Source organism: Litchfieldella rifensis (assembly GCF_042646605.1).
In the GTDB taxonomy this organism is placed as follows: domain Bacteria; phylum Pseudomonadota; class Gammaproteobacteria; order Pseudomonadales; family Halomonadaceae; genus Litchfieldella; species Litchfieldella rifensis.
Map to the genome: position 1 here is coordinate 1 of NZ_JBHRUG010000026.1, position 26,228 is coordinate 26,228.

Annotated in this window: 27 protein-coding genes, 1 tRNA gene and 1 rRNA gene; 14 read left to right on the plus strand and 15 right to left on the minus strand. The window is 63.4% G+C overall.

What is annotated here, in order from left to right:
* A 5S ribosomal RNA gene (gene rrf, locus ACFOEV_RS22425) occupies positions 1 to 80 on the plus strand; the annotation flags it as partial.
* Between the two features lie 184 nt (positions 81 to 264).
* Positions 265 to 462: a hypothetical protein gene (locus ACFOEV_RS11700; protein ID WP_386774087.1), complete on the plus strand. Its 198-nt coding sequence runs from the start codon at positions 265 to 267 to the stop codon at positions 460 to 462.
* 91 nt (positions 463 to 553) lie between these two features.
* Here ACFOEV_RS11700 and ACFOEV_RS11705 read toward each other — a convergent pair whose 3' ends face one another.
* Positions 554 to 1,375, minus strand: a complete 822-nt coding sequence (locus tag ACFOEV_RS11705; RefSeq protein WP_386774089.1) for a Tim44 domain-containing protein — start codon at positions 1,373 to 1,375, stop codon at positions 554 to 556.
* Positions 1,376 to 1,464: 89 nt separating this feature from the next.
* On the opposite strand from ACFOEV_RS11705, the gene ACFOEV_RS11710 reads away from it, so the two are divergent.
* Positions 1,465 to 2,037: an isochorismatase family protein gene (locus ACFOEV_RS11710; protein ID WP_386774091.1), complete on the plus strand. Its 573-nt coding sequence runs from the start codon at positions 1,465 to 1,467 to the stop codon at positions 2,035 to 2,037.
* 10 nt (positions 2,038 to 2,047) lie between these two features.
* On the opposite strand, the gene yaaA is transcribed toward ACFOEV_RS11710, so the two are convergent.
* Together yaaA and ACFOEV_RS11720 are read right to left on the minus strand one after the other, a co-directional pair.
* The gene (gene yaaA, locus ACFOEV_RS11715) at positions 2,048 to 2,827 is read right to left on the minus strand and encodes a peroxide stress protein YaaA (RefSeq protein ID WP_386774093.1); all 780 of its coding nucleotides are present in this window, start codon (positions 2,825 to 2,827) and stop codon (positions 2,048 to 2,050) included.
* A 107-nt stretch (positions 2,828 to 2,934) separates the two neighbouring features.
* Entirely contained in the window at positions 2,935 to 3,966 is a 1,032-nt protein-coding gene (locus tag ACFOEV_RS11720; protein WP_386774095.1) for an NADP(H)-dependent aldo-keto reductase, read from the minus strand.
* Positions 3,967 to 4,195: 229 nt separating this feature from the next.
* Here ACFOEV_RS11720 and ACFOEV_RS11725 point away from each other — a divergent pair, with 229 nt between their 5' ends.
* Both ACFOEV_RS11725 and ACFOEV_RS11730 read left to right on the plus strand, forming a co-directional pair.
* Positions 4,196 to 4,705: a tetratricopeptide repeat protein gene (locus ACFOEV_RS11725; protein ID WP_386774097.1), complete on the plus strand. Its 510-nt coding sequence runs from the start codon at positions 4,196 to 4,198 to the stop codon at positions 4,703 to 4,705.
* 76 nt (positions 4,706 to 4,781) lie between these two features.
* Positions 4,782 to 5,306, plus strand: coding sequence for a hypothetical protein (locus ACFOEV_RS11730; protein WP_386774099.1), 525 nt, complete (start codon positions 4,782 to 4,784; stop codon positions 5,304 to 5,306).
* On the opposite strand, the gene ACFOEV_RS11735 is transcribed toward ACFOEV_RS11730, so the two are convergent.
* The 7 genes from ACFOEV_RS11735 to ACFOEV_RS11765 form a co-directional block, all read right to left on the minus strand.
* Complete coding sequence (locus tag ACFOEV_RS11735; protein ID WP_386774101.1) at positions 5,307 to 6,278, minus strand: NAD(P)H-quinone oxidoreductase; 972 nt, start codon at positions 6,276 to 6,278, stop codon at positions 5,307 to 5,309.
* Positions 6,279 to 6,297: 19 nt separating this feature from the next.
* Positions 6,298 to 6,849, minus strand: a complete 552-nt coding sequence (locus ACFOEV_RS11740) for an LOG family protein (RefSeq protein WP_386774103.1) — start codon at positions 6,847 to 6,849, stop codon at positions 6,298 to 6,300.
* Positions 6,850 to 6,916: 67 nt separating this feature from the next.
* Positions 6,917 to 7,438, minus strand: a complete 522-nt coding sequence (locus ACFOEV_RS11745; protein ID WP_386774105.1) for a DUF501 domain-containing protein — start codon at positions 7,436 to 7,438, stop codon at positions 6,917 to 6,919.
* Positions 7,410 to 7,736: a hypothetical protein gene (locus tag ACFOEV_RS11750; protein WP_386774107.1), complete on the minus strand. Its 327-nt coding sequence runs from the start codon at positions 7,734 to 7,736 to the stop codon at positions 7,410 to 7,412. The genes ACFOEV_RS11745 and ACFOEV_RS11750 overlap by 29 nt, the downstream gene beginning before the upstream one ends.
* 53 nt (positions 7,737 to 7,789) lie before the next feature.
* On the minus strand, positions 7,790 to 8,260 hold the full coding sequence (gene ybaK / locus ACFOEV_RS11755; protein WP_386774110.1) for a Cys-tRNA(Pro) deacylase: 471 nt from the start codon (positions 8,258 to 8,260) through the stop codon (positions 7,790 to 7,792).
* Entirely contained in the window at positions 8,257 to 8,667 is a 411-nt protein-coding gene (locus ACFOEV_RS11760) for an acyl-CoA thioesterase (protein WP_386774112.1), read from the minus strand. The genes ybaK and ACFOEV_RS11760 overlap by 4 nt, the downstream gene beginning before the upstream one ends.
* 35 nt (positions 8,668 to 8,702) lie before the next feature.
* The gene (locus tag ACFOEV_RS11765) at positions 8,703 to 9,128 is read right to left on the minus strand and encodes a hypothetical protein (RefSeq protein ID WP_386774114.1); all 426 of its coding nucleotides are present in this window, start codon (positions 9,126 to 9,128) and stop codon (positions 8,703 to 8,705) included.
* A 50-nt stretch (positions 9,129 to 9,178) separates the two neighbouring features.
* Here ACFOEV_RS11765 and ACFOEV_RS11770 point away from each other — a divergent pair, with 50 nt between their 5' ends.
* Complete coding sequence (locus ACFOEV_RS11770) at positions 9,179 to 10,345, plus strand: MalY/PatB family protein (RefSeq protein WP_386774116.1); 1,167 nt, start codon at positions 9,179 to 9,181, stop codon at positions 10,343 to 10,345.
* Between the two features lie 19 nt (positions 10,346 to 10,364).
* Here the strand turns inward: ACFOEV_RS11770 and ACFOEV_RS11775 are convergent, their stop codons facing one another.
* The gene (locus ACFOEV_RS11775) at positions 10,365 to 11,297 is read right to left on the minus strand and encodes a tetratricopeptide repeat protein (protein WP_386774118.1); all 933 of its coding nucleotides are present in this window, start codon (positions 11,295 to 11,297) and stop codon (positions 10,365 to 10,367) included.
* A gap of 141 nt (positions 11,298 to 11,438) precedes the next feature.
* Here ACFOEV_RS11775 and ACFOEV_RS11780 point away from each other — a divergent pair, with 141 nt between their 5' ends.
* A complete protein-coding gene (locus ACFOEV_RS11780) occupies positions 11,439 to 12,209 on the plus strand; it encodes a DUF3750 domain-containing protein (RefSeq protein WP_386774120.1) in 771 nt (256 codons plus the stop codon).
* 79 nt (positions 12,210 to 12,288) lie between these two features.
* Here ACFOEV_RS11780 and ACFOEV_RS11785 read toward each other — a convergent pair.
* Positions 12,289 to 12,365: transfer RNA gene (locus tag ACFOEV_RS11785), tRNA-Met, on the minus strand.
* Between the two features lie 187 nt (positions 12,366 to 12,552).
* Here ACFOEV_RS11785 and phbB point away from each other — a divergent pair.
* On the plus strand, positions 12,553 to 13,299 hold the full coding sequence (gene phbB, locus ACFOEV_RS11790) for an acetoacetyl-CoA reductase (protein ID WP_386774122.1): 747 nt from the start codon (positions 12,553 to 12,555) through the stop codon (positions 13,297 to 13,299).
* Between the two features lie 93 nt (positions 13,300 to 13,392).
* On the opposite strand, the gene ACFOEV_RS11795 is transcribed toward phbB, so the two are convergent.
* Entirely contained in the window at positions 13,393 to 16,170 is a 2,778-nt protein-coding gene (locus ACFOEV_RS11795) for a DUF349 domain-containing protein (RefSeq protein WP_386774124.1), read from the minus strand.
* Between the two features lie 279 nt (positions 16,171 to 16,449).
* Here ACFOEV_RS11795 and minC point away from each other — a divergent pair, with 279 nt between their 5' ends.
* The 4 genes from minC to sbcB all read left to right on the plus strand — a co-directional run bounded on the left by minC (position 16,450) and on the right by sbcB (position 19,878).
* On the plus strand, positions 16,450 to 17,193 hold the full coding sequence (gene minC, locus ACFOEV_RS11800; protein ID WP_386774126.1) for a septum site-determining protein MinC: 744 nt from the start codon (positions 16,450 to 16,452) through the stop codon (positions 17,191 to 17,193).
* A 61-nt stretch (positions 17,194 to 17,254) separates the two neighbouring features.
* A complete protein-coding gene (gene minD / locus ACFOEV_RS11805; RefSeq protein WP_386774128.1) occupies positions 17,255 to 18,073 on the plus strand; it encodes a septum site-determining protein MinD in 819 nt (272 codons plus the stop codon).
* Complete coding sequence (minE, locus tag ACFOEV_RS11810; protein ID WP_386774130.1) at positions 18,070 to 18,321, plus strand: cell division topological specificity factor MinE; 252 nt, start codon at positions 18,070 to 18,072, stop codon at positions 18,319 to 18,321. Before minD ends, minE begins: the two co-directional genes overlap by 4 nt.
* 96 nt (positions 18,322 to 18,417) lie before the next feature.
* Positions 18,418 to 19,878: an exodeoxyribonuclease I gene (gene sbcB, locus ACFOEV_RS11815; RefSeq protein ID WP_386774131.1), complete on the plus strand. Its 1,461-nt coding sequence runs from the start codon at positions 18,418 to 18,420 to the stop codon at positions 19,876 to 19,878.
* A gap of 74 nt (positions 19,879 to 19,952) precedes the next feature.
* On the opposite strand, the gene ACFOEV_RS11820 is transcribed toward sbcB, so the two are convergent.
* Both ACFOEV_RS11820 and ACFOEV_RS11825 read right to left on the minus strand, forming a co-directional pair.
* Entirely contained in the window at positions 19,953 to 22,859 is a 2,907-nt protein-coding gene (locus ACFOEV_RS11820) for an insulinase family protein (RefSeq protein ID WP_386774135.1), read from the minus strand.
* Positions 22,859 to 23,545, minus strand: a complete 687-nt coding sequence (locus tag ACFOEV_RS11825) for an SOS response-associated peptidase (RefSeq protein ID WP_386774137.1) — start codon at positions 23,543 to 23,545, stop codon at positions 22,859 to 22,861. Before ACFOEV_RS11825 ends, ACFOEV_RS11820 begins: the two co-directional genes overlap by 1 nt.
* Positions 23,546 to 23,707: 162 nt before the next feature.
* On the opposite strand from ACFOEV_RS11825, the gene ACFOEV_RS11830 reads away from it, so the two are divergent.
* Both ACFOEV_RS11830 and ACFOEV_RS11835 read left to right on the plus strand, forming a co-directional pair.
* On the plus strand, positions 23,708 to 24,322 hold the full coding sequence (locus tag ACFOEV_RS11830) for a TetR/AcrR family transcriptional regulator (protein ID WP_386774139.1): 615 nt from the start codon (positions 23,708 to 23,710) through the stop codon (positions 24,320 to 24,322).
* Complete coding sequence (locus ACFOEV_RS11835; protein ID WP_386774141.1) at positions 24,319 to 26,223, plus strand: MFS transporter; 1,905 nt, start codon at positions 24,319 to 24,321, stop codon at positions 26,221 to 26,223. Before ACFOEV_RS11830 ends, ACFOEV_RS11835 begins: the two co-directional genes overlap by 4 nt.
* The last annotated feature ends 5 nt before the right edge of the window (positions 26,224 to 26,228 follow it).

The following is a 26,228-nucleotide window of genomic DNA, read 5'->3' on the forward strand; positions in this document are numbered from 1 at the left end:
ATGCCGAACTCAGCAGTGAAACCGCTCAGCGCCGATGGTAGTGTGGGGTCTCCCCATGCGAGAGTAGGTCATCGTCAGGCACCTATCCGAAACCCCCGATCTCGCATGAGATCGGGGGTTTTTGCTTTTCGGTGACCCAAAATATCCTGGGGGCATGACGTTCAGTTACGCTGTGACACAAAGGCTTTCTGGATATGGCTGGTGGATCGGGAGCGGGCTCGCTAGGGTGGGATGCTGGCAATGGCTGTCCAGAAGGAGGCACCAATGAAGGCAAGCATGACGCGTAAGCTGGGGTTGGCATTGCTGACGGTGATGATGCTAGGGGGGGTGGTGGCCTGTGATAATGAGGGGCCCGCCGAGAAGACCGGTGAGAATATCGATAAAGCCATGGAAGACACTGGCGAGAGCATGAAAGAATTGGGTGAAGAGATTCAGGATTCTGTCCAGAAGGGGCAGAACTGAGCGAAGTTCACCGGGTAGACGACAAAAGGCCGGGCATTTTGCCCGGCCTTTTTGCTTCCTGATACAAGAGGAAAGTGCGAGAAGATCAAGTTCAGGTGCCGGGATTCTGCTCTATTCCTTGAATGTGCCAAGGTGCTCCAGAGCGCATATCACGCACGAGATGCCAGGTCTCATTGAACTCATTGTGCGCACCATTCTCTTCGATGATGCCGTGAAAAATCACTGTGGCGTCGGCAGTCTTGTCGTACTCGCGAACATCGCCAAGCTCAGCGAATAGACGCACGATATCGGTCCGGTTATTAGCCGGATGGTGCTGTCGCTCTTCACGCAGCAGATTATAGAGTTCGGGGGTGACGTATTCCTGAATGCTGCTGAAATCATTGTTGTCCCAGGCGCGCTGTAGATTCATGAAGTGCTCCTTGGCGTCACCCAGGAAGCGCTCCTTGTCGAACCAACTCGGCAGGGAGGCGAAACCGTCGTTGCCCCCGAGATGCCCGGCAGTCTGGAAGGGGAGAGGTGGCATGCGGGAAGCCGCCATGTCCGGTCGATCGTCGTGCCTGCCGGCCATGGCGGGGCGGCGTCTCGCCAGGAAACGCCAGGCCAGGAAGGCCAGGCCGGCGATCAGCAGGATATCCAACAGGCGGAGCTCATCGAAGGCGCCGCCGAAGAACAGGGCGGCAAGCAGGCCGCCGGCAAGCAGGCCACCCATCATGCCGCGAGCACGAGAAGGGGGCCTCGCTCCGGCTTGCTGCTGGCCGCTGGTTGGCGACGCACTACGCGTCGGGGCGGTCTCCGTGGAACGCGAAAAGGAACCGAAGCTCTTGCCGCCGCCCAGACGGCGAGCCTCGGCATGGTCGATAGCCAGGCTGAGGCCCATCATTCCCACCAGCAGCATGATAATGAGGTTGCGCATCTTTTCGGGGGTCTCCTTGTTGGCCCGAGAGTCGAGGCCGTTCAGTTTAGCGAGTATTCTCTTCCTCGGGGCAAGTAAGAGGAAGGGATATGCGTATACAGCGAGAAAATAGTCTGCTGTTGATCGTGGATCTGCAGATAGGGTTGTTGCCGGTGATCGATGGCGGTGACCAGGCGACCAACGAGGCGGCCTGGCTGGGTGGGCTGGCGGGCGAATTGGACGTGCCGGTGTGGTTGACCGAGCAGTATCCGGATGGACTGGGCGAGACCGAGCCAAGGCTGCTGAAGGGGCTGCCGGGGGCGATTCGCTGGCGAAAGGTCCATTTTGGCGCACATGATGAGCCCGCGTTTGCCAGTGCGTTGGCGGAGAGTGATCGCCGTCAGATCGTGCTGTGCGGCGCCGAGGCGCATATCTGCGTGATGCAGACGGCGCTTGGGCTGCTGGAGGCGGGATATGAGGTCTACTGGCTAGTGGAGGCCACCGCCAGCCGTCGTCGCGAGGAGGCCAGGCTGGCGATGACGCGCGTCACCAATGCCGGGGCGGTAGCGGTGAGTGCCGATATGGTGGCCTATGAGTGGCTGCAGCGTTGTGACGACGAGCGCTTCAAGCGCGCCCACCGTCATTTTCTGAAGGCTCGCGCATCACGGTCACTGCGGTTCTGATCGGTAGCTGTCAGAGGGTCTCTTCCTCACGAGTGAACACCAGGGTGCCGCCTTCGGACATGGCTGCATTGAAGCGGTAGCCGGCAACGTCGAAGTCCTTGAGGCCTTCGGGGTCGTCGAGGCGTTCACGGATCATCCAGGCACTCATCAGCCCCCGCGCCTTCTTGGCGTAGAAGCTGATGATCTTGTATTGGCCGTTCTTGGCATCCTTGAACACCGGCGTGATGACCTCGGCCTTGAGCTGCCGGGGATCGATGGCCTTGAAGTATTCATTGGATGCCAGGTTGACCAACGCTGGACTGCCACTCGCTGCCACCGCCTTGTCCAGCTCGGCAGTCAAGGTCCCCTTCCAGAAGGCATAGAGATCCTTGCCTGCCGGATTCGGCAGTCGTGTGCCCATCTCCAGACGATAGGGCTGGATCAGGTCCAGGGGGCGCAGCAGGCCGTAGAGGCCTGACAGGATGCGCAGGTGGTCCTGGGCGAAGGCATTGTCGGCCTCGCTGAAGGAGGGGGCCTGGAGTCCTAGATAGACGTCCCCCTGGAAGGCCTGGGCGGCTTGCTTGGCGTTGTCGAGATCGAAGGGGGGTTGCCATTCGGCGAAGCGGGCGGCATTGAGTCCGGCCAGCTTGTCGCTGATGCCCATCAGCTCGGAGAGTTGCTGGGGCGAATAGTCGCGCAGGATGTCGATCAGCACCTGGCTGCGGTCGAGAAACTCGGGCTGGGTGCAGGTCGTGGTAGTGGGCGACGTCTCGAAATCCAGCGTCTTGGCGGGCGAAATCACGCTCAACATATGGCACTCCTGTAGCCCATTGGATGTTGTGGGTCAGTATATCAAGGCACTGGGGTCGGCGGGGCTATCGAGCCGATAGCCCCAACTGCTGTTGCCACCGGCTGGCCTCAGGGACATGGATTGGGCAGGCGCTTGTGCACTGCTTCGATGGCGTCGAGCACGTCATGGTCGAGACGCAGGAATTCGCTCGAGAGGTTGGATTCGAGCTGCTCCATGGTCGTGGCACCGATGATGTTGCTGGTCAGAAAGGGGCGTGAATTGACGTAGGCCAATGCCATCTGGGCTGGATCCAGGCCATGCTCACGGGCGATTTGCACGTAGGCGCGGGTGGCTTCCTCGGCGACGTCCGACGTATAGCGCTGGAAGCGTTCATACAGGGTCAGACGGGCCTTGGGCGGCCGAGCTCCATCGAGATACTTGCCCGACAGCACACCGAAGCCCAGCGGTGAGTAGGCCAACAGTCCCACATTCTCGCGATGGGCAATCTCGGCCAGACCGACCTCGAAGCTGCGATTGAGCAGGTTGTAGGGGTTCTGCACGCTGGCCACCCGCGGGACGCCAAGGGTATCGGCCAGACGCAGGCAACGCATCACGCCCCATGGGGTCTCGTTGGACAGACCGATGGCGCGGACCTTGCCGGCATCGACCAACTCCTTCAGGGCGCTGAGGGTGTCTTCCAGAGGGGTGAACTCTTCCTCTTCCTCGGGAACATAGCCGAGCTTGCCGAAGAAGTTGGTATTGCGATCCGGCCAGTGCAGTTGGTAGAGGTCGACGTAGTCGGTCTGCAGGCGAGTGAGGCTGTCGTCGATGGCCCGGTGGATGTGCTCGCGAGTCAGCCGTGGGCCGCCGCGGATATGGGCCAGTCCTGGACCGGCCGCCTTGGTGGCGATAATCACATCATCGCGGCTGCCGTGGCGCTTCAGCCAACTGCCGATATAGGCCTCGGTGAGTCCCTGAGTGTCGGCCTTGGGTGGGACGGGATACATCTCGGCGGTGTCGATGAAGTTGATGCCGAAGGCCACGGCCCGGTCGAGCTGTTCATGGGCTTCGGCTTCGCTGTTCTGCTCGCCGAAGGTCATGGTGCCCAGGCATAGCCGGCTAACCTCGATGCCAGTGTTGCCAAGGGGTCGAATCTGCATTCGTCACTCCAGTCGAAGGAAGAACAAGGGGATGACATCGCATGGTAGCCGGGGGCTGCCAAGGCGGCAAATTCCAGGGGTTGAGTCGGCTTCGAGGGGAGCGTATGCTTGCCACCCCGTTGCCCCGGTGGAGACCGGATGGCTAGTGGTACAGCGATACAATGGCGTCAGGTACAAGGTGGTACTGCAGGCGCCGTATTCCCGTACACAGGACTCAAGGTTGTTTGCCATGCCGCAGGCATCTTCTCTGTTCACCCGTCTTGAATATCGACTGGCGGAGCAGTTGTTTCATGCTCGTTGGCTACCGCGCTCGCCGCGTACCCAGCGCTTGACCATGCATCTGTTCCAGCGATGTGCCGATGCGGGTCATACGGCAGCGTTGTCTCTTTATGGGCATATGCTCTTTTATCGTGCCGTCAGCCCGCAGGACAAGGCCAAGGGGGCTCGCTATGTATTGCAGGCCGCCCACAGCGGTAACGTGCATGCCCAGTATCAGGCCGGCTGCATCCATGAACATGGTTGTGCCCAATACCCTCGTCGGGACGACCATGCCGTGACCTGGTATGCGCGGGCCGGAGAGGCGGGCCACCCGCTCGCCGCCAAGCGCCTTGCCGACGCCTACCGCGAGGGGGCGCTGGGGTTGGCCGTGGATTCGCAGCGTGCGACCTACTGGCAGCAACTGGCCGATCGAAATGTCGGCCTGTCTCACTCGGCGTTGGAAAGCCCGGTCCGGCACTGAAGTCGACCTGGGGGCGCTTTCGCCTTAGGCTGAACGGGTAAGGACCCATATCGCCACGACAGAGGATGCCGATCACGTGACGCTGCCCACCCTGCTAGACATCGAAGCGTCCGGGTTCGGGCGCGGCAGCTATCCGATCGAGATTGGCCTGGCCCGAGCCGATGGCAGCAGCTGTGCTTTCCTGATCCAGCCACTCGCGGAATGGACCCATTGGGATCCCAAGGCCGAGTTGCTGCACGGCATCTCGCGGGCTCGCCTGATACGCGAAGGGCATCCGGTGATCGAGGTGGCACGTTGGCTCAACGACGAGTTGGCGGAAGTCGGTGTGGCCTACAGCGATAGTTGGGGCTACGACAATACCTGGCTATCGTTGTTGTTCCATCATGCCGGCATGCTGCCGCGATTTCGCCTCGAAGCCCTGCGGCAATTGCTGTGCGATCGTCAGCTCGGATTATGGAATGCCACCAAGGAAGCGTTGATCCGTGAGCGCGGCATCCAGCGACATCGTGCCGGCGAGGACGCCCGTCTGCTACAACTCACCTTCGAGCGCACCCGCCGCATCGTCGACGCCGAAGACGCCCGTCGTCGCCCCGGTGCCTGATCAGCCTTCACCGCTTACCGCGAGCAGGACCTTGCCGATGCTGGCATCGCTTTGCAGGTAGGCCATGGCAGCATCGGCCTGGTCGATCGGCCAGCTCCGATCGACGATGGGGCGTATCTCGCCACGGCCCAGGCGTGGCCAGACATGCGTGTGCAGGGCATCGAGAATCATGCCCTTGGCTTGCGGTGACTTGGCGCGCAGCGTTGAGCCGATCAGGCGTTGGCGCTTCATCAGCAATCGACCGAGATCCAGCTCGGCACGCTGACCGCCCATCAGCCCGATCATGACCAGGCGCCCATCGACGTTCAGCACCTGCTGGTTGTCGGCCAGATAGCTGGCTCCTACCGGGTCGAGAATCATGTCGGCGCCGCCCCAGGCCTTCACCGCATCGATGAAGCTGCCCTGGTGGCGATTCCAGCCGCTTGCGGCACCCAATGCCAGGCAAGCCTCGAGCTTGTCGTCGCTGCCCACGGTGACGAAGCAGGGATGATCGAAGGCCTTGCACAATTGAATGGCGGCGGTACCCACGCCACTAGCACCAGCGTGCAGCAACACGCGATCGCCGGGCCTGAGCGCTCCTTCCATGAACAGGTTGAGCCAGGCGGTGGCGAAGACTTCCGGAAGCGCCGCCGCATCACGCAGGCCCAGGCCCTGGGGTAACGGCAACACTTGCTGAGCGGGAGTTACCACTTCCTCGGCATAACCGCCCCCGCTCAGCAGAGCACAGACCTGGTCGCCGAGGCGATAGCGCTCCACGTCGGGCCCCACCTCCGTGATCGTGCCACTGACTTCCAGCCCCAGGATGCCGGATGCCCCGGGGGGCGGGGGATAACGTCCCGCCCGCTGCATGATGTCGGCACGGTTCATGCCGGCCCAGGCGACACGCAGGCGGACCTCGTCGCGGCCCAGTGGTCCGGGAGACGGCCGTTCACGCCATGCGAGACGCTCCTCCTCGACGACAATGGCTTGCATGAAGACCTCCTGGTGGTGTTCAGGGATTGTCGAGCTGCCGCTCCAGGACATCGAGAAGCGACCCGGGGTGGTCGGCAGCAAGCAGCCTGGTGCGGGTTCGGGGAGCGAGAAACCCGTTGTCCACGGTCGTATCGAGGAAGCTCAACAATGGCGTATAGAAACCAGCGGTATTCAATACCCCGATGGGCTTGTCATGCAGGCCCAGATACTGCCAGGTCCAGATCTCGAATAGCTCTTCCAGGGTGCCGATGCCACCGGGAAGAGCGATGAAGGCATCGGCATGGGCCGCCATGCAGGCCTTGCGGTCGTGCATGTTGGTGACCCGAATGAGCCGGCTCAGGCCATGGTGGGCCTGCTCGCGCTCGACCAGGTGGTCGGGCATCACCCCGATCACTTCCCCACCCTCGGCCAGAGTGGCATTGGCCAGGGCACCCATCAAGCCGATGCGTGCACCGCCGTAGACCAAGCCATGGCCACGGTGGGCGAGCTCGCGCCCCAGGACCTCGGTGGCTTCACGAAAATGTGGCTCGCGACCTTCTCGTGAGCCCAGATAGACGCAGATGTTCGCCATGCTGTCCTCCTTGATGAAGCCTTGATTCTAGCAGGCACGGCGACATGTGGCGGAACCCTTGGGACCCTTAGGGCAGGCAGCCGGCGACGTCATATTCGGCGTCGAGCCACTGGCCGATGACGTTGTCGCCGCACAGATGGTGTGCGTACTGGGTATGCAGGCAGCGCACCTGATCCCAGTTGCCGATGCCGCCGATGCCGCGTTCGCGCAACAGGTCGCCATAGCCGAGGCGCTCGGCCTCGGTCTGTTGCGTCGCCGACATGTATTGCCAGCGTTGTGTCACGTAATCGCGATGACTCTGGTGATAGGCGGCGAGGAAGCCGCGGTCATCCTGAAGCCGGGCCTCGAGCTGCTTGATCACGCCCTGGGCCTCGATTCGCGACAGCTCGATCTTGAGCCGTTCGGAGCACAGCCAGTACAGCGTGGGGAAAGGCTTGCCGTCGACGATGGATTCCATGCGCAGCACCAGTGGGGTCCCTTCGCCGTCGGTGGCGGTCACGGCCTGGATGCCACGCGGCGCACGGCCGAGCTGTGCGGTAATGATCGCTAGTTGCTGTGGGTCAGGAGTCTGATCGGTGTGGATCACCATCGCGTGGGTCTCGCAGGAATTTTGGCGAACGCCCCACGGCACGAAAGAAAGCCTGGTTGAGTTGCACGGGGCTGGGAACATAGCACCACTGCCGCTGGCAATAGTCGTTGGCCCGGGCGATCAAGACGTCATAGAGGCGATTGAACGGGGCATCATAATCGTAGGGGTCGGCCCCGAACAAGCGGATATGCGGGTAATCGGCGAAACGCTCCATGAAGTAGCGTTCCAGGTCGGCCTCCACGGCTCGGTGCTGGGCCACATTGTCGGGGTCGAGCCATAGGTTGTAACGGATCGCCATGGTGGTCTCCTGGGCAGGGCATATACCTGTGACCACGCCAGTCAGCGTTCGGCTCAGGTGCGAGCCAGGTCGGCAAGCCGGGCCTGGGTGAGGCGTTCGAGATCGTGTGGGGCCAGGGCGATTTCCAGGCCGCGACGGCCGCCACTGACATGGACGGTGGCGAGTGCCGTGGCACGGGTGTCGAGGAACGTCGCCAAGCGTTTCTTTTGACCCAGTGGACTGATGCCTCCTATCACATAGCCAGTGGCGCGCTCCGCCTCGTCGGCTTCGGCCATGCGGGCCCTCTTTGACCCAGCGGCACGTGCCAGGGCCTTGAGATCGAGCTGAGTGGATACCGGGACGATGGCGACGACCAGTCGACCGTCGTCGAGCCTGGCGAGTAACGTCTTGAAGACCTCGTCCGGCGACAGGTCCAGCGCCTCAGCGGCCTCTTCCCCATAGGCTGGGGCCTTGGGGTCGTGTGGGTATTCCTTCAGTGCGAAGGCGATACCGGCATGTTCGAGGACACGCACGGCCGGTGTCATCGCCCGACCTCGGCCTGTTCGGACAGATGCTCCTGCAAGGCCTGACGCAATTCGCCGGTGATCGGGGTCGCTTGCTTGCGCTGATGGTCGAAATGGACCATTACCGTGTTGCCTTGTGCCGCCAGGCGGCCGGCTTGCCAGGCCTGCTGGGTCACGGTGAACGAGCTATTGCCCAAGTGGCTGAGAAAGGTGCGGATTTCCACTTCTTGGCCATAGAACAGCTCGGCGTGGAACTCGACATCGAAACGCGCCAGGATCAGGCGCCACTTGTGCGGATCCAGGTCCGGCGTGAATAGGCGGAACAAGTCGGTGCGGCCCTGCTCGAACCAGACCGGCAGGCGCGTATTGTTGATATGGCCCAGCGCGTCGGTGTCGGAGAATGCGGGGTCCAGGGTGCGTATGAACATGCGCCGTTTCCTTGCGGTTGGCCTCTCGGAATGGGTCAGATGAGGCGTTGGTTCCGGGCGTCGGCCCAGGCCTCGTTGAGGGCCTCGCCCAGCACGTCGCTCAGGTGCGCGGGTAACGAGGCCTCGGCTTCGTCAATGCTCTCGAAACGGCGGTTGCGCAGCCAGCAGTAGGCCCAGGCGCAGGCTTCCAGCTCGTCGCGAGGCACTGGGCGTGCCGGTACCTGCATCAGCAGAAACGTGGCCGCGCGCGCCGCCCACAGCGGAGGCTGCATGTCACCGCTCCAGGCCTGTAGCGTGGCGCCGTCGGGAGTGTCCTCGGGTTCGCCGAGCTTGGCGACCCGGGCTGTATCGGCGAGGATCATCGCCAGACGCTCGGGGTCGGCCTGGCCGATCATCAGCCAGTGACCGACCAGACGCGAGGTGCCGCGCATGGCCTTGGCATAGAAGGGGCTTTCAGGCATGTTCAAAACGTTTCCTCGGATTACCATCGGATTGTCATACAGGAGGCGCTATGCGCTTCGATTTTGCCACGCCCGTCGATCGACGCCACCCCAAACCGCACGCCTGGCCATCACAGAAATGGCACCACTACGCGGAGGATGTCCTGCCGTTGTGGGTCGCCGATATGGACTTCCACTCGCCGCCGGCAGTGATCGAGGCACTGCGCGCCCGCGTCGACCATGGCGTGTTCGGCTATGGCCTGGTACCGGACAGTCTACGCCAAACCTTGTGTGCCTGGAGTGCCGAGCATTATGGCTGGGAGATCGCGCCGGAGTGGCAGCTCTGGCTGCCCGGCGTGGTGCCGGCCCTGCACGTGGCCAGCCTGGCGCTCACCGAGCCGGGGGACGGGGTACTGACCCTGACACCGATCTATCCACCGTTTCTCAAGGTTGCCAGCCGTACCGGGCGCCTGAGTCAGACGGCGCCGCTGGGTGAGCCCCTGGCGCCGGGCGAGCCCTGGCGGCTCGATCTTGACGCCCTGGAAGCCGCCATCACGCCCGAGACGCGCCTGCTGCTCTGGTGCCATCCGCACAACCCGACCGGCCGGGTCTGGCACGAGCAGGAGCTGGCCGGCCTGGCGGCGCTGGTCGAGCGTCATGACCTGCTGATCGTCTCGGATGAGCTGCATTGCGACCTGCTGCTCGATGCGAAAGCGCGTCATCGGCCCCTGGCGGCGTTGTTTCCCGAGCTGGTCAAGCGGGTCGTCACCCTGTGGGCCCCGTCGAAGACCTTCAACCTTGCCGGCTTGACCTGTGCCTGTGCGGTGATCGAGGACCCCGAGTTGCGTCGGCGCTTCGCGGCGCAGTGTCGTGGCCTGCAGCCGGATGCCAACGTCATGGGGCTGACCGCCGCCGAGGCGGCCTACGCCCATGGGGACTCATGGCGCCGGGCACTGCTCGAGGTCCTGGGTGAACATCGAGCGCGACTGGTCGCGCAGGTGGCGAACTGGCCGGGGGTCGCCATGACCCCGCCAGCATCCACTTATCTGGCCTGGCTGGACCTGCGTCAGGCCGGCCTGGGTGACAACCCGCAGCAAGCCCTGCTGGAGCGAGCCCGAGTGGCATTGTCCGATGGCGCCGCCTTCGGCTGGCCGGGTTTCGCCCGGCTCAATTTCGGTACCACTGCCGTACAACTTGACGAGGCGCTGCGGCGTCTCGATACGGTGCTGGGGCGTTGATCTCCCGCTACCGCCCCGCTCAGTACAGCAAGGCGAACAGCTTGCGTCGATAGGTTACCGTCAGCGGATGGTCGGCGCCGAGCGCATCGAAGACCCGCAACAGGGTCTTGCGCGCGGCGTCGTCGCCATAACTGCGGTCCGCTTTCATCAGCGCCAGCAACTCGTCCAAGCCAGTCTCGTAGTCGCCGTCGGCCACCCGGCGCAAGGCGCGCTTGAAGCGGGCTTCGCTGTCGTCGCGCCCTTCCAGGTCGGCGAGTTCGTCCTGACTGGGAGCCTCCTCGCCGAACTCCAGGCGTGCCCGTACGCCGCGAGCTCGAGGAGCATCACGGTGCTCCGGGGGCAGGTTGTCGAGAATGGCGCGAGCGTCGACGGCATTGCCTTCGGCGAGCACCGCGCTGGCGAGGTCGATCTGATAGTCGTAGTGCTCGGGGTTGTCCTGCACCAGTTGCTGGTAGATCTCCCGGGCGGTCGTGGCATCGCCGGCAGCGAGTGCCGCCTGGGCCTGCTCCTCGGGACTTTCTGGAGCATCCGCGGGTGGCTGGATATATTGTGAGAGCCACTCGCGAATTTGCTTCTCGGGCAGGGCCCCCTGGAATTGGTCGTATAACTGCCCCTGCATGATCAACTTGACGTCGGGGACCGAACGAATGCCGAGCTGAGCGGCGATCTGCTGGTGCTCCTCGATGTTGAGCTTGGCCAGCACGAAAGCGCCGGCATATTCGCGGGCCAGCTTTTCCAGCACCGGCGTCAGGCTCTTGCAGGGTTCGCACCACGGAGCCCAGCAGTCGAGCAGCACCGGCGTACGCATCGAACCTTCCAGTACCACCTGCTGGAAGTTGCTCATGTCGACATCGACGATATAGCTTGCCGGGTCAGCGCCGGTGGGCGCGGAGGAAGGAGTGCTATCGGGTGCCGTCAATGGCTCGCCACTGTGTGGATCGACGATCTGCATAAGAAAATAACCCTGAAAATGGTGGAATTTACCCTTGAGATGCGGGTGATGAGCGTGTGATTCAAGCCCTTCATATAAGCATCTCTATGATGGTGGCAATGGGCAAGCCCTTGCGGCGATAAGGCGTGGGAGACAAACAGGATGAGACAGGTCGTGCATGGGCTGGCCTTGACCATACTTGGGCTAGCGCTGATTCTGGCTGGCCCCATGTTGATGCTGGCCAGTCAGCGTATCGACCTGGACACGCCCTGGCACAGCGCCGAGCGCACGCCGGCGGGGCTGGCGCCGCCGGCACGGGAGACGACGGAAGCGGTGGTGCAGGTATACGCCGCCAGAGCGTTCAACTGGCGTGGTGCCTTCAGTGTGCATACCTGGATTGCCACCAAGGAGGAGGGAGCCCCAACCTATCGTACCTATCAGGTAATGAGCTGGCGGCGGCCGACGGTCGTCATTCGGATCGATGCGCCGGATCGCGCCTGGTACGGCAGCTCGCCCGCGCTGCTGGCCGATTACCGAGGCGACCGTGCCGCCGCCCTGATCCCCATGATCGACGCCGCCGTGGCCGACTATCCCGCGCATGATCGCTACCGTGTCTGGCCGGGCCCCAACAGCAACTCTTTCGTCGCCTGGGTGGTGCGGCAGGTGCCCGGATTGGAAGTGCCGTTACCCAGCACGGCGATCGGCAAGGATTACCTGTTCGGCGAGGTATTCGCGCCCGCGCCCAGCGGCACCGGCTACCAGTTCACTCTGGGGGGCGTGCTCGGCATCCTGCTCGCTGTCGAGGAGGGGCTGGAGATCAATGTGCTGGGGCTGAACCTGGGCATCGATGGGGTGCGACCGGCGCTCAAGCTGCCAGGGATCGGTCGTGTGGGCATGTCGGCCCCCATCAAGGGGAGGGAGGATGGGTTGTGAAAAGCCGAGCCCGACGAGCGACCGTCACCACAACGAAAAAAGCCAGCACCCTGGGTCAGGTACTGGCTTCCTCTATGTTTGGTAGCGGGGACCGGATTTGAACCGATGACCTTCGGGTTATGAGCCCGACGAGCTACCAGACTGCTCCACCCCGCATCAACAGGAACGTATTCTACGCTTTTTTTGCGATGCGTCAAGGGTTGGTTCAACGCTCGTATCATTGGCGCCAAAGCAGCCATACTATGCTTCGGATGTCACGACGTTGTCATCCACCAACTCGAGACTGGTCACGCCAATTCGTATCACCAGTCGAACAAGTGTCATGAATCAGGGAGATAAAAAAATGGCCAATACAGCACCCGTAGCGTGGGTAACCGGCGGCACCGGTGGGATCGGCACAGCGATCTGCCGAGCGCTGGCCAAGGAGGGCTACCAAGTGGTGGCGGGATACAACAATCCCGACAAGGCCAAGTCCTGGTTGGAGCAACAACGTGCCGACGGCTATGACAATATCGCCCTGTCCGGTATCGACCTGACCGACTACAGTGCCTGTGAGGCGGGCGTTCGCGAAATTCGCGAGACCCATGGACCGATCAGTGTGCTGGTCAACTGCGCCGGGATCACTCGGGACGGTACCCTCAAGAAAATGACCCCCGAACAATGGAAGGAAGTGATCGATACCAACCTGAACAGTGTCTTCAATACGTGCCGCAGCGTGATCGAGGATATGCTCGAGGCGGGCTATGGGCGTATCGTCAACATCTCATCGATCAACGGCCGCAAGGGACAGTTCGGTCAGGTCAATTATGCTGCGGCCAAGGCCGGGATGCATGGTTTGACCATGTCGCTGGCTCAGGAGACCGCCACCAAGGGCATCACCGTCAATACCCTCTCGCCGGGGTATATCGCCACTGACATGATCATGAAGATTCCCGAAAAGGTTCGTGAAGCGATACGCGAGGCGATTCCCGTCAAGCGTTACGGCACCCCCGAGGAGATCGCCCGGGCCGTGGTGTTCCTGGCAGACCGGGAGTCCGGCTTCATCACCGGCGCCAACCTGGATATCAATGGCGGACAGTTCATGGGGTGATGCCCCCGGAGGTGGACGATCGCCCGCGGTGATTCCGTGGGCCAGGTAAGACGCGAGGCTCAGGTCTCGCGTCTCGCATGTCGGGGGCCACGGTCACTGGGATGACTGGTGCAACAACTTCGACAGCAGGGTATCCAACTCGCCGGCTTCCCTGGACCAGAGCGATTCGCTGACCGGCCCGGTAGCGAAGATTTCCCGCAACACGTCATGCAGCTCCTCGGCCCGGGTCAGCTCACGCCCCAGCCCATTGTTCAAGCGCTCGACCTGAATCGCCAGGCGCAAGGCATCGTCCTGAGGGCTGATCCGATCGCCCGCCAGCAAGGCGAGGTGTACCCGCAGTCGGGTCAGCGCTTCCTCGACCTCCAACTCAGGGGGTGGGTGGTGACGGGCAGCGTTGCGATGCTGATGGGCCTGCATCATGTCACCGTCCAGGGTATTGTCGCCGTCGACGTCGATGGCCTCTTCTCCCGCCAAGGTGGCCGCGTCGGCTGCCAGGTGGGCGCTGAGCAGCGGCTGCAGGGCCTGCCAGCGCTCGACCTCCTCGCTGACGGCCAGACGCATCAGGCGCTCACGCCGGGCGCGCAGAATGCCGGACCAGCGGCGGTGCATACCTTCACTGCGGCGCCCCGGTGGCAATGGTTCCAGGGCTTCGGCCTCGGCGATGGCCTGGTCGAGCACTGGCGCTTCCCGGCTGGTGTCGGGGTGCCAGGCGTCGAGGCGGTCGATCAAGGCCTGCATGGCATCGAGCCGTGCCTTGGCGCGCTCGGCGCGATTGTCGCGTTCGGCTTCCCGACTGGCGAAGATGGCGTCGCAGATGTCACGAAACTCCCGCCACAAGGCCTGCTCCTCTCCCTTGGGGGCACGACCCAGTTCGCGCCAGTGGCGTTGCAGTGTCTTGGCCTGTTCGGCGCACTGAACGGCGGACTGTGACGATGCCTGGAGCGCCCTGGCCCGCTCGATCAGCTCTCGCTTGGCATCGGCGATTTCCTGGGCGCGGCGGTCGATCAGTGCCTGCAGGTCGTGGCGTATGCGGCCAAAACGCCGTCCTATGGCTTCGGCGTGATCGCGGGGCACCGGCGAATGCCGACGCCATTGCTCACGGGCACGGTCGCGGATGTCGCGCAGGGCATCGGGGTCGGCGGAGGGATCGGGATGTTCCAGCAGCGCTTCGAGCTGCTCGCATAGCGCCTGGCGGGCCTCGAGGTTGAGCGCGCGTTGGCGATTCAGTGCTTCGCGCCAGGGGGTCAGTCGCTCGTGGATGCGATCGGAAGCGGCGCGGAACCGAGAGGACAGTTCACGGTCGGCGGCGGCATCGCCGAGCTCCCTCCACTCCTTGACCAGCTGTCGGTGACGGCGGTCAAGCTCGGCATCGACGATACTGTCGTCGTCGGCAAGCTCGGCAATGGCCTGGCATAGCTGGTCGCGCTTGGGGCCCGCGACGAAGCCGCGCCAGTCGCGCAGCTCGGCGAGTTGCGCGCCCAGGCGCTTGAGGGTTCCCAAGTGGGGGCGCAGGCGTGATCCGGGCAAGTGCTCGGTACGATGGCGCAGGCTCTGGTGCAGGCGGCTGGCCCCCTTGAAGGCGCCTCGCTGCAACAGGCGCTCGAGTTCCCGCAGGTCATGCTCGAAGGCCTCCAGCCGCTCGTCATGGCTGGGGGGCTCGGAGGCGGTGTCCTGTTCCAACTGGCGCCGGGCGCGTTCGAGAAGTGCCGTGGGTGGCAGCCATTCGGGCCACGCGCAATCATCGAGCAGGGTGGCGAGACGGGGGCGGTCGTTGTCGTCCAGGGCCTGTTCCAGTGCCGCAGCATGTTGGCCCAATCGTTCCCAGGCCTGGCCGAGGCGCTCGTACTCGTCGAGGGCGGCATCGTAGCGTTGGCGCAGTGCGTCATCGGGCGAATGGTGGTCGGAGAGCGTTTGCCAGCGGCTGGCCAGCAGGCGCTTCTGCGCCCGCAGGCTGTCGATGTCCTGGGCGCTGAGACGTTCTCCCAGGCGTAGCCCGTGCAGTGACTCTTCGAGGGCTTCAACCAGTGCCTGGCGCGTCTGGGCGGCATCCTCTCGCTGCCGATCGGCGGCCTCGTGGACGTGCAACTGAGCATCATGATCGGTGATCGTCTTGCGGCAGCGCAGACAGGCGTCCTGGTAGCGGCGTTCCTGCTCGGTGCTCGGCAGGTTCTTGAGAGCCTCCCATTCCCGTTGCAGATGGCGATAGCGTCCGGCATACAAGGGTTCCCAGGCATGCTGGCCATGCTGTTCGAGAGCTTGCAGGATACGCTCGCGTTCGGCATGGGCCGCCGCCACTTGGGCCGCATCGGCTCGCTGTTGATTGAGCCGCTCGCGAGCCAGGCGGGTGACGTGCTTGTCGCGCTTGGCATGGCGCATCAGGCGGACGAGTCCTTCCTCGCTCTGTACTCGGGTCGCGGCGGCATGACGTACCGCGGCAATGCCGTTCTCGCAGGCTTGGTGGATCAGTACGTCCTCGTCGGTAAGGCGCTCCAGGGCGGTCAGGCGCAATTGCTGATTGTCGCCCTGCATGGCGATGTCCGCCAGCAGCGCCTCGTCGTCGAGGCGTTCCACCAAGGCCAGTCTCTCGTGCAAGGCGATGCCGGTTTCGCGCCCCACCAGGAGAGCGACGAGGCGTAAGCGCAGCTGGGGAGAGTCGGCGCCATTCGCCAGCAGGGCCAGCAACTGAGCGGGGTCGTTCAATTTTGCCAAGGCATTCAGGCGCACCTCAGCGTCGTCGTCGACGCAGAGTTGTTCGAGCGCGTGTCGATCCTCTGCGCGCGCGGGATCCAGTCGCGCCACGGCTTGCACCCGGATGTGGGCGTCCGAGTGCTGCCAGCGGGGGCTGAACAAGCGATGAAACCATCCAGACATGAACGATCCTGACATAGTGGCGCGCATCCCTATGGTGACTGGCGAAAACGAGAGGTGCACGGACGACCGGCACTGGCGCCATAAAAAGGTTGGACAACGAACGAGCCAGTGTTATCTAAGCATGTGATGAGATCGTGGAAAAGCCTGACCGCCGTCGATGACATCCACGATGTTGCTTTCTGGAGACACTGACAGCGGCGCAAGCTGGCCTTATGATCAGTTGCAGTCGCGAGACGTGTCGCTTAGCTTTACTCTCATCACCTGACGTGGAGTCCGGCAATGAGTCTTAATGTGGACAGGGCAAGCATGGCATTTTCCTTCAAGGGTGGCATGCTGCCCATGACGGTCATGGAACTGACTAGCGCCGATCCCGAGCGGGTTCGCGAGCAACTGGCCGGCAAACTGAGTCAGGCCCCCGCCTTCTTTCAGCATACCCCTGTGGTACTCAGCGTGGAAAAGCTCGATGAGCCCCACCTGGCGTTGGAGCGTATCTGTGCGGTATGCCGTGCGCACAAGTTGCTGCCGGTGGCGGTGCGCGGTGGCTCGGATCCGGTCAAGCAGTCGGCTTGGGCATTGGGGCTTGGCTGGTTTCCTCCGCAGGAGATCAAGCCGCGCAACCTGGAAAGCGTGGCCGCGGCAAGCGAAGCTCCCAGCGATGCTGGCTGCGACGAGGTAGCACCGACCAGTGTTGCCAGTGGTGGCCGCATTCATCGTGGCACGGTGCGCTCTGGCCAGCAGGTCAGTGCCCCCGACGGCGACCTGGTGGTCATCGGGGCAGTCAATGCCGGTGCCGAGGTGTTGGCAGGCGGCAGCGTGCATGTCTATGGCGCGTTGCGTGGTCGTGCGCTGGCGGGTATCCACGGCGATCATCAGGCCGGCATCTTCTGCCGTGAGCTGCATGCCGAGCTGCTCTCGGTGGCCGGTAATTACAAGCGTCTGGAAGACATCGATCCGCGTCTGCTGGGATCCTCGGTGCAGGTACAATTGAGCGATGATCAGTTGACCATTGCCTCTCTTGCCTGATCCCGGGGCCCGCGTGACGCCTCACTCAGTACCCTATCCCACTAGCAACAGGAAGCTTATCTTGGCCAAGATCATTGTAGTGACCTCCGGCAAGGGCGGGGTCGGCAAGACGACCAGTGCGGCAGCCATCGCCACCGGGCTGGCGCTGCGTGGCAACAAGACGGTGGTGATCGATTTCGATGTGGGCCTGCGTAACCTGGACCTGATCATGGGCTGCGAGCGCCGCGTAGTCTACGACCTGGTCAACGTCATCCAGGGTGAGGCCGGCTTGAATCAGGCGCTTATCCGTGACAAGCGGGTCGATAACCTGCATATCCTGCCGGCCTCGCAGACCCGCGACAAGGATGCGCTGACCAGCGAAGGCGTCGAGAAGATTCTCGATATGCTGGGCAAGGATTTCGATTACATCATCTGCGATTCGCCAGCGGGCATCGAGCGTGGTGCTCAACTGGCCATGTACTTCGCCGACGAGGCGGTCGTCGTCACCAATCCCGAGGTATCATCGGTGCGCGATTCGGATCGCATCCTTGGGTTGCTGGGGTCGAAGACGCGCCGCGCCGAGCGCAACCAGGATCCGGTCAAGGAACATCTGTTGATCACCCGCTATAACCCGTCGCGTGTGGATGACGGTGACATGCTGAATCTCGAGGATATCCAGGAGATCCTGGCCATCGATCTGTTGGGATTGATCCCCGAATCCGAGGCAGTGCTGCGAGCATCCAACCAGGGGATTCCGGTGACCCACGATGCCAAGAGCGATGCCGGTCAGGCTTATACCGATACGGTGTCGCGCTTGCTGGGTGAAGACGTGCCGCTGCGTTTTCATGAGTTTCAGAAGAAAGGTTTGCTAAGCCGCATGTTCGGAGGAGGTCGCCGTTGAAACTGCTGGATTTTCTCAGGGGCGAGCGCAAGAAGACGGCATCTGTGGCCAAGGAACGGCTGCAGATCATCGTGGCGCACCAGCGAAGCCAGCGCGATCAGCCGGATTACATGCCGATGCTGGAGCGTGAGTTGCTGGAAGTGATTCGTCGCTATGTCAAGGTGGAGCAGGATGCCATCAACATCAGCCTCGATCGCGATGACGACTGTTCGGTGCTCGAACTCAATGTGACGCTGCCGCGTAGCTGAGCCGGCGTCCGTAGTGGATAGTGGTGGCTGAGTGAAACCGAGCACTGTGCTAGGCTGAGCGTCTTTGGCATCCCGGCCCGTTTGGAGAGATCGCCCATGGCGCAGCCCCTCGCCGCCCCTCGAAGCTTTTTGTGGCACGATTACGAGACGTTCGGTGCCGACCCTCGCCGTGATCGTGCCTCGCAGTTTGCGGCCATCCGCACCGATGCCGAATTCCAGGAGATCGGCGCGCCGGTGACGTGGTATTGTCGGCCTGCCGACGATTATTTGCCGCATCCGCAGGCGTGCCTGATCACCGGCATCACGCCGCAACAGGCCACTCGGCGTGGGCTGTCCGAAGCCGAGTTCGCCGGGCGTATCAATGCCTTGATGAGCGAGCCCGGTACTTGCGTGCTGGGCTACAACAGCTTGCGCTTCGATGACGAAGTCAGCCGCCATCTGTTCTACCGCAACTTCCTCGACCCTTATGCGCGCGAATGGCAGAACGGCAATTCGCGCTGGGATTTGATCGATGTGGTCCGGGCTTTCCACGCCTTGCGCCCGGAAGGCATCGAATGGCCCGGACGCGAGGATGGGGCGCCCAGCTTCAAGCTCGAGCACCTCACCGCTGCCAATGGCATCGAGCATGTCGGTGCTCACGATGCCCTGGCCGATGTGCGTGCCACTATTGCCCTGGCGCGTCTGCTGAAGACACGCAATGCCAAGCTGTTCGACTATCTGCTGCGCTTGCGCAGCAAGCGCGAGGTGGCCAGGCTGCTGGATATACCCTCACGCAAGCCGGTGCTGCACATTTCGCGACGCTATCCCGCCAGTCGCGGTTGTGCGGCACTGGTGGTGCCGCTGGCCGCGCATCCGAGCAACCCCAATGGCATCGTCGTCTATGATCTGTCGGTGGATCCGACGCCGTTGTTTTCACTCTCGGTCGAGGCGGTTCGTGAACGGGTCTTCGTCGGTGCCGATGACCTCGCAGAGGGCGAGTCGCGCATTCCGCTCAAGGTAATTCATATCAACAAGAGTCCGGTGGTATTGCCGATCTCGACTGTCACCGATGATGTGGCCGCGCGGGTCGGCCTCGACAGAGGACTGTGCGAACGGCATTGGCAGGCGCTATGCAACGATGCCGACTCGGCCCGCAAGGCCGCCGCCGTCTTCGCCGAGGCCCCGCCGGAGGGGCCCCGCGATCCGGACCTGATGCTCTATTCCGGCGGGTTCTTCTCGCCGGCGGATCGTCAGGAGATGCAGCGCGTGCGTGACACCGACCCCTGGCAACTCGCCGAGACATCATTCGCCTTCCAGGACCCGCGGCTGGAGGAAATGCTGTTCCGTTACCGAGCGCGCAGCTATCCCGAGACCCTGGCGGCGGAAGAGCAGACCCAGTGGGAGGCTTATCGCTGGGCACGGATGAACGATGCAAGCCTTGGCGGGTTGACCTTGGCGGGATTTGCGCGCGAGATCGAGCGCCTCAATCAGACCGCGCTGTCCGATCGTGACCGCCAGCTCCTCGAGGAACTGGTGATGTATGTGGAGGCGATCATGCCGCCGCAAGCTTTCGGCTGAGTCGGCAGCCGCCTTTTGCCTGTGCCAGCGCCCGGATCCATGATCCGGGCGCTGGCGTTTCCAGGGTGGGTATTTCAGTCATCGCCTTCGGGCAACGGTGGCAGCTCGGCGGTCAGGGCCAACACATCGCTCGGTGTATCGCCGGGATCGTAGGTGATATTGACCGCGGTGCCGTTGCGCAGCCCGCGCCAGCTCTCGCGCAGCGCGTCGGGTGTGACCGCCATCACTTGCGCGGCCAGTCGCTTGCGGCGATCGAAGTCGGTATCGCCATAGGCCAGGGCGCGCCATAGGCGGTTGGTCATGCCGTCGAGCGATGTATCGCGCTCCAGGAGTTGGTCGCGGACCGCCCGACGGAAGGGGGTCAAGTCTTCGTCGTCGAAGCCTTCCAGCCGCTGGGTGAAGTCTTCCAGAAAGGCGTCGATATGCGCCTGGATCTGATCGCTCGGGGTGTCCGGCGACTGAACCAACAACGCCACTCCAGGCGCATCGAGCAGTGGCGCATAGCTGGCATTGACGATATAGCCGAGCTGCTGTTCGGTACGCAGCTGTGTATAGAAGGGGGTCTCGATCAATTGTCCCAGCAGGGCCAGGCGTGCCTGGCTGGTCAGGGAACGGTCGGGACCTTGCAGGTAGCGTAGTGCCAGCGAATCCTGGCGGGTGGTCTCGGGGTGTAGCTCGGGCAGTGCGGCCGATGCCTGTAGCGGCGCGAGATCGGGAATCTGGTCGGCGGCCAGGCGCGGGAGTAGCGCGTCGGCGACCAGGCGCGCTTCGCGTTTGGCCAATTTATCATCCAGGTTGCCGACTGCCATGGCTTCGATCCGCAAGTCGTTGAGGAAGCGGTGACGGAATTCGCGCAGGTCCTCGACGTCGAGCGTCCTCATGGCCTCGAGCAGTCTGCTGGTTGGCCACTGCGGGCGAATCAGGGCCTCGCCGAGGGTACGGTTGGCTTGTTGGTAGAGGGAGTCCTGCGGCGCATTCCGCCATTCGCGCTCCAGCCGGTAGCGCACGCGATTCACACTGGCAGCGCCGATCTCGCCCTCGATCAACTGCGCCAGGACCTGGCGCATCACCAGGTCCTGGCGGTCACGCCAGCCCGAGAACGACAAGGTGATCCCTCGGGCATGGGCATAAGCTTCGAAGTGGTGTCCGGCCAGGCGGGCCGGATAGAGGTCTTCATTCAGGCTATCGTCGAGCCAGCCCGCCAACAGTCGCGAAAGGGCGGCATCACGGGCCTTGGCGGCGGCGTCGGGATGCTGCAGGCTGAAGCGCCACTCCACCTTGGGAGTGTTGAAGCGAGCATCGGCCTGGTGCCATAGCGAGAAGCCGTCCTCGTCGATCAACCGCTGCGGCACGTCATCCTGCATCTCGAGCAGGTTCAGGTTCTCGGCGATGAAGGGGTTGGGAGGCGGCAGCGAAAGGCCGGCCAGGGGGGCGCCGTCGGGCCAGTCACGCGGGTGCTCCACGCGGTAGGGAGCCTGGAACCAGGGGGAGACCTGGTCACCGTCGACCTCGGGTCCGCTGTAGACACGCAAGAGGTTGTCGGGGCGCAGGGCATCCAGGTATCCGTGGATCTGTGCGCGCGGGAAGCCGTCCATGCGGTAAGGCGCATAGTTGACGTCTTTCAACGGGAAAAGCGCCAGGTTCATGGACAGCTGCATGGCGCTGTGCAGCGGCGAGCCGTGCTGCTGGAAGCGGAACTCCTGCTCGGACAGGCTGGCTTGTTCCCGGTAGCGCCATGCTTCCAGCCCTTCTTCGGCGATCAGGGCGATGGCCTCGAACAGGCTGGCCTGGATGCGCGGCAATTGTCTGGCGCCGGCCGGCGTCAGGCTGATATCGATCGAGAACAGTGCTTCGTTACCGTCGCCGTGGGTGACGCCCGCCGAGAGCCCATCGGCCAGGCCGGCGTCACGCAACGCCGCCAGCAGGCTGCCCTCGCCCTCGTGGCCCAACAGGTTGGCGAGGTAGGCGGCCGGTTTGTGGCGATAGTGGTTGATGGGGTCGACGACCGGAAACAGGAAGCGTACCTGGCGGCTATCGCGCACCGACTTGACGTCGACAGCCAGCGGCAGACTGCCCTTCTCGACCAGAGGCGCGTCCACCTGGGGGCGTGACAGGTCGCGGTCGGCAATATCGATGAAACGCTCTTGCACCATGGCTTCGAGTCTGTCCAGCGGCTGTGGTGCCACGATCGCCAGGTGCATGACGTTGGCGCCGTAGTGATTCTCGTAGAAGTCGATGACCCGCTCGCGCAGGCTCGGCTCGCCTTCCTCGCGGTCGGCCAGGGTCTCGCGGCTGCCGACCGAGAAGCCGGTGGTGGGATTGTCCGGATTCAGCACCTGGTTGAGTGCGTCATTGACCCGACGTCCGTCGTCACGAAGACGGGCCTGGTACTCCGAGTGGACGATATTGCGTTCGCTTTCGAGCTGGTCGGCATTGAACAACGGTGCGATGAAGAAACGGCCGAAGCGGTCCAGGGCACCGGGCAAGGCCTCTGGCTCGATATCGAAGAAGTAGTTGGTATCCTGAGGTGCAGTGAAGGCGTTATGGGTGCCGCCGTGCCGGTTGAGGTAGTTCTGGTAGGCGTCGGCCTCGGGGTATTTGTCGGTACCCAAGAACAACATGTGTTCGACGAAGTGAGCCAGGCCGGCGAGATCGCTGGGGTCGCTGGCGCTACCCACACCGACGTTCATCGAGGCGGCGGCCTTGTCGGCTTTCGCATCGCTGACCAGCAGCACGGTCAGGCCGTTGGCGAGCGTCAGGATGCGGTAGTCGCGCTCATCGTGGGGACTGACGCGCGGAGTTTCCACGCGGGCGATGCTTTCACCAGCATCGCTGTCATCGGCGAGCAAGGGCGCGGCAGCCAGGACCGCAAGGCTCACTGCCAGACCGCCGAGGAGTCGGCCAAGACGCCACCACCCGTGACGGATGGTGACATGATGGTGCCGACGGGAGTCGGCAGTCGAGAGGTAGGGGATATGCATCATGTCTCCTTGGCGATGTTCCAGCGCAGCATGGGGCCGGTAGGATGGCCGCAAGCCCAGTCCTGGTTCGAGGGGTCGTTCACTCGCCTTGATACCGGAAAAGCGCCCAACAGTTCCAGCGGTGCGGGAGTCAACAGGTGGCCGGCTTCGTCTTCTGGCGTCGCCGGATCGAGCCAGGTCGCGGCCGCGGCACGGTCGATGACGGCCGGCAGGCGCTCGGTCAGGGGGGCCAGCAGGGAGTTGGCGGCCACGGTGATCAGGGCAGTGGAGTCGTTATGTTCGGTCAGGGTGGTGTGATAGCGACACCATAACGCAGCCAGCAGCAGGGGTCCCCGGTCGACACGCGTCACCAGGAAGGGCTGCTTGAAGCGTGGCTGGGGTTTCCAGACGTAGATGCCGGTGGCAGGGATCAGGCAGCGCCGGGCGCTGAAGGCTTCCTGGAACATGGGGCGCGACGCTAGGTTTTCGGCACGGGCGCAGTGAGGCGCATGGTCGAGCACCTTGAGCCAGGGGGGAGTCAAGCCCCAGAATGCCGTGACCAGTTGTACCTGCCCATGGGCCTGGCGAATCATCGACAGGGGCCGACGTGGCGCCTGATTGGCACTGATCAGCAACGACGTTTCGCTGACCAGGCTGGGCAGCAGGGCAGCGAGGTCGAAGGGTGCGATATGCAAGCGGCCAGCCATGGGGACTCCTGATGAAGCGGGGGGTCAGAGTAACCAAGACGTCGCAGGTGGGAAAGCTCGATTGCGGCGCAGGCCATGCCTTGGGCTTGCGTTTACGCGCGGTGTCGATATGCTGGTCGGAAACACTGTTCGACCTACGTCGCTACCAACGAGAGGATGTCGATGGCTCGTCCCAGACAGCATGCGCCAGAGGCGTTGCATGCCCAGGTCATGGCGGCATGTGACGCCTGGTTGCAGGACAATCCTGCACACACGCTGTCGCTAAGGGCGCTGGCGAGGGAGGTTGGCTGTGCACCGAGCACATTGTTGAAGCTCTATGGCAGCTTCGGCAATCTGCTGCAGCACGTCAACATCGAAACGCTTGCGCGATTGCGTGGTGCCGTGGAGGGATTGTCGGAGGCTCATCCCGAGCCGCGCCTCAAGTCGCTGGCTACCGCCTATTGGCAGTTCGCCCACCGCGCTCCCTATCGCTGGCAGTTGCTGTTCGATTACCCCCTGGCGCAGGAGGGCGAACTCGACCAGCGCCAGAACGATATGATCGAGGCGCTGTTCGTGCGCGTCGAGGCCACGCTCAAGGAGTACCAGCCAGCGCTGGATGACCCGGCGGCGCGGCGCATGGCCCGCACCTTGTGGGGTAGCGTGCACGGCCTGGTACAACTGGGTCTGAATGAGCGGCTGGGATACTGGCAGGGGCAGCCGTTGGAAGTCGGCGAGTTGATCGATCAGCTGCTGTCGACCATCCTTGCCGGGCTCAGGCATGACCCGAGGGCCTCGTGAGTTCACGCCTTCTCATTCAGCGCCGCTTCGCACCTCTGTTCTGGACCCAGGCGCTGGGTGCCTTCAACGACAACCTCGTGCGAATGGTCCTGCTGTTGCTGGTCTGGAGTGTGGCTTCGCAGCAGGATCGGGAGTATGGCTGGATCCCCAGCCTGGCGGCGGTGGTTTTTCTGCTGCCCTTTCTGTTGCTGTCCTCCTGGGGCGGGATGCTTGGCGACCGGCTCGACAAGCAACGCCTGATTCGTCGCTTGAAGCTGCTGGAATTGGTAATCATCGGTATGGCGTCGGTGGCGGTATGGTTCGAGAGCATCGTCATGCTGTTCGTCGTGCTACTGCTGCTGGGAGTGCAGTCGGCGCTTTTCGAGCCGGTGAAGTATGCCATCCTGCCGCAGCACCTGGTGCCCACCGAACTGGTGAACGGCAATGCCTGGATCGGGGCGGGTTTCTTCGTTGCCATCCTGGCGGGCACCTTGCTGGCCGAGTCGTTGATGACGCTGCCCGAGCCCTGGGCGCGGCTGACGGTCATTCTGGCCTTGGTCGGGACGGCGAGCCTGGGGCTGATGGCAAGCTTTGCGGTGCCGCCGGCCCCGCCGCGCGCCAGGATCCGTGTGACCTGGCATCCGTGGCGCAGTACCTGGGAAGTGCTGCGCCAGGGCGTGCGTGAAAAGCACCTCTTTCCCGCCATGCTGGGTATCGCTGCCTTCTGGTTCTTCGGTACCTGCTACTTGACGCTGCTGCCGGCCTGGGCACGCAATATCGTTGGCGGTGCATCGTCGTTCAGCTTGTTGTTGACGGCATTTGTCCTGGGAGTGGGGGGAGGCGCCCTGCTCTGTGCGCGTTTTTCGGCAGGGCGACTGGAGTTGGGCCTGGTGCCGCTGGGCGCGCTCCTGATCGGTGCCGCGAGCTTGTATCTGGCCAGCCTGGCGCCATTGCCGGGTGGCATGCATGAGCTGGCCATCCTGATGGGTAGCGGCGGCTTCTGGCAGATGTTGGTGGGCTTCGCCCTGGTGGGGGTCGGGGGAGGCCTCTACAGCGTGCCGCTCTATACCCTGATCCAGGTGATCAGCCGCGAGGAACAGCGTGCCCGCCTGATCTCCGCCGCCAATATCATCAATGCACTGCTGGTCGCCATGGCGCTCGCTTACGGTATCGCCATGCTGGTGTGGCTGGAGAGCGGTCTGCGGATGTTCGTCGCCAGCCTCGGAGCCATGGCGCTGATCATCGGGGCCGGCTTGTTGCTGCGTCGGCCCCGCCCGGTGCTGCGTTTGATGATCTTCGCCCTGGTGCATGTGATCTATCGGCTGCGCTTCCACGGGCGCCAGCATATTCCCGTACGCGGCGCGGCGCTGGTGGTGTGCAATCATGTCAGCTTCATGGATGCCTTGGTACTGGGCGGCGCCAGCCCTCGACCATTGCGTTTCCTGATGGATCAACCCATCTACGAGTCGCCGTGGCTCAACTGGTGGTTTCGCATTGTCGGTGCCATTCCGGTGAATTCCGATCGTCGCGACCCCGGCAATGTGCGTCGCGCTCTGAACGAGGTCAGCCATGCCCTGCGCCAGGGCGAGGTGGTAATGCTGTTTCCCGAGGGGCGATTGACCCCGGATGGCGAGATCCAGGGGTTCCGGCGAGGGCTGGACATGATTCTGGCGCGCGATCCGGTACCGGTGGTGCCGGCGGGATTGGCGGGGTTGTGGGGATCCTGGACATCCCACTACGGAGGCCGCGCCTTGACCAAGCTGCCGCGACGCTTTCGCGCGCGAGTCGCGCTCTCTTTCGGTGAACCGCTATCGGCCCGTGAGGCGCGCTCGGCGCTGCTGGAGACACGTGTGCGCAAACTCAAGGCCGAGGCCGAGGCCTGGGTCACTGATCGAGGCAAGTCACCGTTGGCTCAGTCCTGAAGCCG

Excerpts from the sequence above, each read along its gene's own strand:
- ybaK (WP_386774110.1), bottom strand. The coding sequence starts at position 8,260 with ATGACACCGGCCGTGCGTGTCCTCGAACATGCCGGTATCGCCTTCGCA.
- ACFOEV_RS11820 (WP_386774135.1), bottom strand. The coding sequence starts at position 22,859 with ATGCATATCCCCTACCTCTCGACTGCCGACTCCCGTCGGCACCATCAT.
- ACFOEV_RS11720 (WP_386774095.1), bottom strand. The coding sequence starts at position 3,966 with ATGCAGATTCGACCCCTTGGCAACACTGGCATCGAGGTTAGCCGGCTA.
- ACFOEV_RS11770 (WP_386774116.1), top strand. The coding sequence starts at position 9,179 with ATGCGCTTCGATTTTGCCACGCCCGTCGATCGACGCCACCCCAAACCG.
- phbB (WP_386774122.1), top strand. The coding sequence starts at position 12,553 with ATGGCCAATACAGCACCCGTAGCGTGGGTAACCGGCGGCACCGGTGGG.
- ACFOEV_RS11740 (WP_386774103.1), bottom strand. The coding sequence starts at position 6,849 with ATGGCGAACATCTGCGTCTATCTGGGCTCACGAGAAGGTCGCGAGCCA.
- ACFOEV_RS11765 (WP_386774114.1), bottom strand. The coding sequence starts at position 9,128 with ATGCCTGAAAGCCCCTTCTATGCCAAGGCCATGCGCGGCACCTCGCGT.
- ACFOEV_RS11735 (WP_386774101.1), bottom strand. The coding sequence starts at position 6,278 with ATGCAAGCCATTGTCGTCGAGGAGGAGCGTCTCGCATGGCGTGAACGG.
- ACFOEV_RS11745 (WP_386774105.1), bottom strand. The coding sequence starts at position 7,438 with ATGGTGATCCACACCGATCAGACTCCTGACCCACAGCAACTAGCGATC.
- ACFOEV_RS11705 (WP_386774089.1), bottom strand. The coding sequence starts at position 1,375 with ATGCGCAACCTCATTATCATGCTGCTGGTGGGAATGATGGGCCTCAGC.
- ACFOEV_RS11775 (WP_386774118.1), bottom strand. The coding sequence starts at position 11,297 with ATGCAGATCGTCGATCCACACAGTGGCGAGCCATTGACGGCACCCGAT.
- ACFOEV_RS11795 (WP_386774124.1), bottom strand. The coding sequence starts at position 16,170 with ATGTCTGGATGGTTTCATCGCTTGTTCAGCCCCCGCTGGCAGCACTCG.
- ACFOEV_RS11825 (WP_386774137.1), bottom strand. The coding sequence starts at position 23,545 with ATGGCTGGCCGCTTGCATATCGCACCCTTCGACCTCGCTGCCCTGCTG.
- ACFOEV_RS11760 (WP_386774112.1), bottom strand. The coding sequence starts at position 8,667 with ATGTTCATACGCACCCTGGACCCCGCATTCTCCGACACCGACGCGCTG.
- sbcB (WP_386774131.1), top strand. The coding sequence starts at position 18,418 with ATGGCGCAGCCCCTCGCCGCCCCTCGAAGCTTTTTGTGGCACGATTAC.
- ACFOEV_RS11725 (WP_386774097.1), top strand. The coding sequence starts at position 4,196 with ATGCCGCAGGCATCTTCTCTGTTCACCCGTCTTGAATATCGACTGGCG.
- ACFOEV_RS11710 (WP_386774091.1), top strand. The coding sequence starts at position 1,465 with ATGCGTATACAGCGAGAAAATAGTCTGCTGTTGATCGTGGATCTGCAG.
- ACFOEV_RS11700 (WP_386774087.1), top strand. The coding sequence starts at position 265 with ATGAAGGCAAGCATGACGCGTAAGCTGGGGTTGGCATTGCTGACGGTG.
- ACFOEV_RS11780 (WP_386774120.1), top strand. The coding sequence starts at position 11,439 with ATGAGACAGGTCGTGCATGGGCTGGCCTTGACCATACTTGGGCTAGCG.
- ACFOEV_RS11750 (WP_386774107.1), bottom strand. The coding sequence starts at position 7,736 with ATGGCGATCCGTTACAACCTATGGCTCGACCCCGACAATGTGGCCCAG.
- yaaA (WP_386774093.1), bottom strand. The coding sequence starts at position 2,827 with ATGTTGAGCGTGATTTCGCCCGCCAAGACGCTGGATTTCGAGACGTCG.
- ACFOEV_RS11830 (WP_386774139.1), top strand. The coding sequence starts at position 23,708 with ATGGCTCGTCCCAGACAGCATGCGCCAGAGGCGTTGCATGCCCAGGTC.
- minC (WP_386774126.1), top strand. The coding sequence starts at position 16,450 with ATGAGTCTTAATGTGGACAGGGCAAGCATGGCATTTTCCTTCAAGGGT.